The sequence below is a fragment of the Tahibacter caeni genome, assembly GCF_024609805.1.
In the GTDB taxonomy this organism is placed as follows: domain Bacteria; phylum Pseudomonadota; class Gammaproteobacteria; order Xanthomonadales; family Rhodanobacteraceae; genus Tahibacter; species Tahibacter caeni.
The window spans coordinates 1-6,269 of the sequence record NZ_JANFVR010000285.1 but is presented as its reverse complement, the minus strand read 5'-3'; the positions used below and the strand labels follow the sequence as shown (position 1 = coordinate 6,269).

Below are 6,269 nucleotides of genomic sequence, written 5' to 3'. Positions count from 1 at the left end.
ACCTGCTCGCCTTCGGCGCGCAGGCCCGCGGCGATGCGCAGCGCGCGCGCGGCGTCGCCGGCCAGCGCCGCGTCGGTCAGCTTGAACGCGTCGTAGCGCGCGCTGTCGGCGACGAGGTCCTCGAGCGTCGCCGCGTCGAGCACGCGGTCGCCGGCCAGCAGCGCGAGCTTGTCGATCTCCTGTGCCGCGGCGAGCAGATTACCCTCGCTGCGCTCGGCCAGCACGTCGATCGCGTCGCGGCTCGCCTTGATGCCGCGCGCGGCCATGCGCTGGCCTATCCAGGCCGGCAGGTCGTCGGGACGCAGCGGCGCGATCGGCACGAACGCGCCGGCCGCCTCGACCGCATCGACCCAGGCCGCATGATGCTGCTTGCTCCACTGCGTCGCGGTGATCAGCAGCACGGTGTCCGGCGGCGGCCGCTCGCAGTATTCGATGATCGCCGCGGCGCCGTCCTTGTTCGGCTTGCCGGTCGGCACGCGCAGGTCGATGAGCTTGCGCGAGGCGAACAGCGACATGCCGCTGGCCGCGCGCGCGAGATCGTCCCAGTCGAAGCCGCTCTCGGCGTCGAGGATCTCGCGTTCGAGATAGCCGAGCTCGCGCGCCCGTGCGCGCAGCGCGTCGCTGGCCTCGATCAGCAGCAGATGCTCCTCGCCGGCCAGGAAGTAGACCGGCTTGAGCGCGTCGCCGGCGAGCTGCTGGCGCAATTGCGACAGGCTCAGGCTCATGGCGAAACCTAGTCGGTCCGCCCCAGTGCGGCGAGGCGGCGCAGGATGGCCTGCACCATGTCGCGCTGCAGCTGCTTGCGCAGTTCGTCTTCCTGCGCGGCGACGCCGAGCGCCTGGGTCTCGTCGAACGTGTAGTCGCGGCTGAGCTCGATGAGCTGGCGCGGCAGCACGGTCTTGCCGTCGGCGTCGACGGCCTCGATCTCGACCTTGTAGCGCATGGTGTACTCGCGCACGCGCGCGCTGGCGCCGACCGACAGGGCCTCGGGCGCGAGCGAGCTGACCGGGATGCGCAACGTCGCTATGCCGCTGCCGGCGTTGTCCTCGACTTTGGCGCCGGCGCGCTCCAGCGCGTCGGGCAGGTCGCGGTGCAGCAGGCTGCCCGGATCGGCGATGTCCAGGTGCAGGCGCTGCAGGCTCGCCGGCAGTCGCGCCTGCTCGCGCAGATGGAAACCACAACCGGCCAGCGCCAGCGCCGTCGTCACGAGGATTGCCCGCCACAGAGTCCGCATATCAGCCCGCCACGATGTTGACGATCTTGCCGGGCACGACGATGACCTTCTTCACCGTCTGTCCGTCGAGGAAGCGTGCCACGACCGGATCGGCCAGGGCCAGCCGCTCGCATTCGGCCTTGTCCGCCGCTACCGCGACCTCGATCTGGCCGCGCAGCTTGCCGTTGACCTGCACGGCCAGCACGAGCGCGTCCTTCTTCAGTGCCTCGGCATCGGCCTGCGGCCAGGGCTGGTCCTCGATCAGGCTTTCGCCGTGGCCGAGCGCCTGCCACAGCGCATGGCAGACGTGCGGCGTGATCGGATTCAGCAGCAAGGTGACGGCTTCCCAGGCTTCCTGACGCACGGCCGCCGCCGCCGGCGTCGCGTCCTCGAATCGGGCCAGCGCGTTGAGCAGTTCCATGACCGCGGCGATCGCGGTGTTGAACGCGTGGCGGCGGCCGATGTCGTCGGAGACCTTGGCGATGGTCTCGTGCAGCTTGCGGCGCAGCGCCTTCTGCTCGGCGTTCAGCGCGATCTCGCCGCGGCGCAGCGCGGCGGCGCCGGCCTGCGATTCGGCCACGGGCGCGGCGTTGACGTGCCTGTGCACCTGGGCCCAGACCCGGCGCAGGAAGCGCGCCATGCCGTCGACGCCCGATTCGTTCCATTCCAGCGACATGTCCGGCGGCGAAGCGAACATCGAGAACAGGCGCACCGTATCGGCGCCGTAGCCGTCGACCATGGTCTGCGGGTCGACGCCGTTGTTCTTGGACTTCGACATCTTCTCGATGCCGCCGATCGCGACCGGTTCGCCGTCGCCGGCCAGCGCGCCGATGATGCGCGCGCGGTCGTCGCGCTGGATCTGCACGTCGCCCGGGTTGAACCAGGTCCTCGAGCCGTCGGCTTCCTGCCGGTAGAACGTCTCGGCCACGACCATGCCCTGGCACAGCAGGTTGGTCGCCGGCTCGTCGCAGGCCACCAGGCCCGCGTCGCGCATGAGCTTGTGATAGAAGCGGAAATACAGCAGGTGCAAGATCGCGTGCTCGATGCCGCCGATGTACTGGTCGACCGGCAGCCAGTAGTTCGCGCGTTCGTCGACCTGGGCCTGCGCGCCCGGCGAGGTGTAGCGCGCGTAGTACCAGCTCGACTCCATGAAGGTGTCGAAGGTGTCGGTCTCGCGCTCGGCCGGACCGCCGCACTGTGGGCAGGTCGTCCTGCGCCATTCGGGATCGGCCTTGATCGGCGACTGCACGCCGCTGAAGGCGACGTCCTCGGGCAGGGTCACCGGCAGCTGCTCGTCGGGCACCGGCACGGCGTCGCAAGTCCTGCAGTAGACGATCGGGATCGGGCAGCCCCAGTAGCGCTGGCGGCTGACGCCCCAGTCGCGCAGGCGGTAGTTGACGCGGCGTGCTCCTGCGCCGAAGCGCTCGGCCAGCGCGGCGAATGCCTGCGCATAGTCCATGCCGTCGTAGTCGCCCGAGTTCACGAGGTAGCCGCGCTCGGTGTAGGCGCCGTCGGCCAGCACGCGCTGCTGGAACTCCTCGATGATCTGCACGGCCGCCGTCGGTTCGTAGACGTCGCGCGGCGCGCCGCCGCCGAGGGCCGTATTCATCGCGTCGCCGCCGGCGGCGACGTCGCGCTGCAGTTCCTCGATCGCGTCGCGCACGTCCTCGTTGACGATGACGAGCTTGACCGGCAGGTGATAGGCCTGGGCGAATTCCCAGTCGCGTTCGTCATGGCCCGGCACGGCCATGACCGCGCCGGTGCCGTAGCCCATGAGCACGAAGTTCGCGGCCCAGACCGGCACGCGCTCGCCGGTGATCGGATGCAAGGCGTAGACGCCGGTGAAGACGCCCTTCTTTTCCTGCGTCTCCAGGTCGGCCTCGGCCGTGCCGCCGTGGCGGCATTCGTCGATGAACGCGGCCAGGTCCCGGTTGTCCTTCGCGGCGGCCAGCGCGAGCGGGTGCTCGGCCGCGACCGAGACGAAGGTCACGCCGAACAGGGTGTCCGGACGCGTCGTGAACACCTCGAGCTTCTCGTCGCTGCCTTCGATGCCGAACGGGATCTGCAGGCCTTCGGAACGGCCGATCCAGTTGCGCTGCATGGTCTTGACCGCGTCGGGCCAGCCCGGCAGCGTGTCGAGTTCGGTCAGCAGTTCCTCGGCATAGGCCGTGATCTTGAGGAACCACTGCGGGATCTCGCGCTTCTCGACGACGGCGCCCGAACGCCAGCCGCGGCCGTCGATGACCTGCTCGTTCGCGAGCACGGTCTGGTCGACCGGGTCCCAGTTGACGACGCTCATCTTGCGGTAGACCAGCCCCTGGCGGAACAGCCGCGTGAACATCTGCTGTTCCCAGCGGTAGTACTCGGGCCGGCAGGTCGTCACTTCGCGCGACCAGTCGTAGGCGAAGCCCATGCGGTTGAGCTGCGCCTTCATGTGCTCGATGTTGGCGTAGGTCCACTTGGCCGGCGCCGTATTGTTCTTGATCGCGGCATTCTCGGCCGGCAGGCCGAAGGCGTCCCAGCCCATCGGCTGCAGCACGTTCCTGCCCTGCATGCGCTGATAGCGGCTGATCACGTCGCCGATCGTGTAGTTGCGCACGTGGCCCATGTGCAGCGCGCCCGACGGGTACGGCAGCATGGACAGGCAGTAGTACTTGGGCTTGCCGGCGTCTTCCTTGACCTCGAAGGCGCGCGTTTCGGTCCAGAATTTCTGCGCCGCGGCTTCTACCGCAGCGGGTTCGTAGGTTTCGTGCATGGGAGGCCGTGACGGGCCGCGCGGCAGGAACCGCGCAGCGGGCAGGAAAAAGTCGCCGCAGACTACCGCAGCGCAGCAACCCCGCCAAGCCTGGCCCCCCTGCCGAACGACACGGGACCGGCGGCGGCGGCCGGCCAAGAATCGGCGCTTCGTGTCCACCGCCGGGGAAATCCGCCATGCCTGCGTCACCGTTGCGCCTTCTGAGTCTGGCCCTGATCGCCGCCCTGCCCGCCGTCGCCGACGCGGCCGAGGGCATCACCGCCCTGCACTGCCCCGCGCTGATCGACACGGCCGCCGGCAAGCGCCTCGGCGCGACCACGGTCGTCGTCGACGGCAACCGCATCCGCGAGATCAAAGCCGGCACGGTCACGCCCGACGGCGCGCGCGTGATCGCGCTGCCGGCCGGCAGCACGTGCCTGCCCGGCCTCATGGACATGCACACACATCTGACTTCCGAGACCAGCCGCGACTCCTATTCCGAAGGCTTCCGCCTCAACGACGCGGACATCGCGTTCAAGGGCGCCGTGTTCGCCGAACGCACATTGATGGCCGGCTTCACGACCGTGCGCGACCTCGGCGAGCGCGGCGCTGGCGTATCGATCTCGCTGCGCAACGCGGTCAACCAGGGCATGCTCAAGGGCCCGCGCATCTTCACGGCCGGCAAGTCCATCGCGAGCACCGGTGGCCATGCGGACCCGACCAACGGCACGCGCCGCGGCCTGCTGCCCGATCCAGGTCCCGAGGATGGCGTCGTCAACAACGTCGACGATGCGCGCAAAGCCGTGCGCCAGCACTACAAGGACGGCGCCGACGTGATCAAGATCACCGCGACCGGCGGCGTGCTGTCCTACGCCAAGAGCAGCGACAACCCGCAGTTCACGGTGGACGAGATCAAGGCCATCGTCGATACCGCCAGGGACTACGGCTACACGGTCGCCGCCCATGCCCACGGCAAGGAAGGCATGCGCCGCGCGATCGAAGGCGGCGTGACCTCGATCGAGCACGGCACGCAGATGGACGCCGATCTGTTTCCGCTGATGAAGAAGCACGGCACCTGGTACGTGCCGACGATCATCGCCGGCGCGTTCGTGACCGAGAAGGCGGCCGAGCCGGGCTACTACCCCGAGATCGTGCGGCCGAAGGCGCTGGCCATCGGTCCCAAGATCAAAGGTACGGCCGGCGCGGCCTACAAGGCCGGCATCAAGATCGCGTTCGGCACCGATGCCGGCGTGTTCCCGCACGGCCAGAACGCGCGCGAGTTCGAGCTCATGGTCGAAGCCGGCATGCCGCCGATGTTCGCGCTGCAGGCGGCGACCACGCACGCGGCCGAGCTGCTCGGCATGAGCAACGACCTCGGCAGCCTTGCCGCCGGCAAATACGCCGACGTCGTCGCCGTGCCCGGCGATCCGCTGGAGAACATCGGCGTCATGAAGCAGGTCAGTTTCGTGATGAAGGACGGCGTCGTGTTCAAGGCCCCGTGAGGCCTGCGGCCTCACGGGGCCCGGGAATCGGAATGGAGAATCGGGAATCGACGAGCCGAGCGTCGCCGCGACAGCGCCTCGCTGCGCTTTGACGATTCCCGATTCCCGCCCTTGATCGCGTACGCTCGCGGACCTACATCGCGACGATCTTTCAAGGAGCCCCTCATGGCCGAGTCCGCCCACGTCTTCGACGCCACCCAGAGCAATTTCGAGGCCGAGGTCATCCGCGCCTCGCTGCAGACGCCCGTGCTGATCGATTTCTGGGCGGACTGGTGCGCGCCGTGCCGCCAGCTCGGGCCCATCCTCGAGAAGCTGGCCGCCGACTACGCCGGCGCGTTCCGTCTGGCCAAGGTCGATACCGAGGCGCAGATGCAGCTGGCCTCGATCTTCGGCATCCGCTCGCTGCCGACCGTCGTGCTGGTCAAGGAAGGCCAGATGATCGACGGCTTCATGGGCGCGCTGCCCGAATCGGCCGTCCGCGAGTTCCTGACCAAGCACGGCATAGTGCCGGGCGCGGCCGAAGCGGTCGAGCAAATCGATCCCTACGCCGACGAGACGCCGTTCGAGGCGATCAACCGCCTGCAGCAGGAAATCGCCGACAGCCCGGACAAGCCCGAGCTCAAGCTCGATCTCGCGCTCGCGCTGATGCAGTCGGGCAACGCGGCGGCGGCCGAAGCCGAGCTCGATGCGCTGCCGGCCAAGTTCGCGACCGACACGAAGGCCGTGCGCCTGCGCGGCCAGCTCGATTTCGCGCGCGCGCTCGACGGCGCGCCGCCGCTGGCCGAGCTGCGCGCGCGCGTCGAGCGCGATCCGGCCGACC

At 69.2% G+C, this 6,269-nt stretch carries 5 protein-coding genes; 2 read left to right on the top strand and 3 right to left on the bottom strand.

Features of this window, described 5'->3' with window-relative positions:
- The 3 genes from holA to leuS all read right to left on the bottom strand — a co-directional run.
- Positions 1-725, bottom strand: a 725-nt coding sequence (gene holA, locus NON22_RS18830) for a DNA polymerase III subunit delta (protein WP_257388497.1), incomplete at its 3' end; no start/stop codon positions are given.
- An 8-nt stretch (positions 726-733) separates the two neighbouring features.
- The gene (locus NON22_RS18825; RefSeq protein ID WP_257388496.1) at positions 734-1,207 is read right to left on the bottom strand and encodes an LPS-assembly lipoprotein LptE; all 474 of its coding nucleotides are present in this window, start codon (positions 1,205-1,207) and stop codon (positions 734-736) included.
- A gap of 28 nt (positions 1,208-1,235) precedes the next feature.
- Positions 1,236-3,968: a leucine--tRNA ligase gene (gene leuS / locus NON22_RS18820; protein ID WP_257388495.1), complete on the bottom strand. Its 2,733-nt coding sequence runs from the start codon at positions 3,966-3,968 to the stop codon at positions 1,236-1,238.
- A gap of 176 nt (positions 3,969-4,144) precedes the next feature.
- Between leuS and NON22_RS18815 the strand changes: the two genes are divergently transcribed.
- Both NON22_RS18815 and trxA read left to right on the top strand, forming a co-directional pair.
- Complete coding sequence (locus tag NON22_RS18815; protein ID WP_257388494.1) at positions 4,145-5,449, top strand: metal-dependent hydrolase family protein; 1,305 nt, start codon at positions 4,145-4,147, stop codon at positions 5,447-5,449.
- Between the two features lie 165 nt (positions 5,450-5,614).
- Positions 5,615-6,269, top strand: a 655-nt coding sequence (gene trxA, locus NON22_RS18810; RefSeq protein WP_257388493.1) for a thioredoxin, incomplete at its 3' end; no start/stop codon positions are given.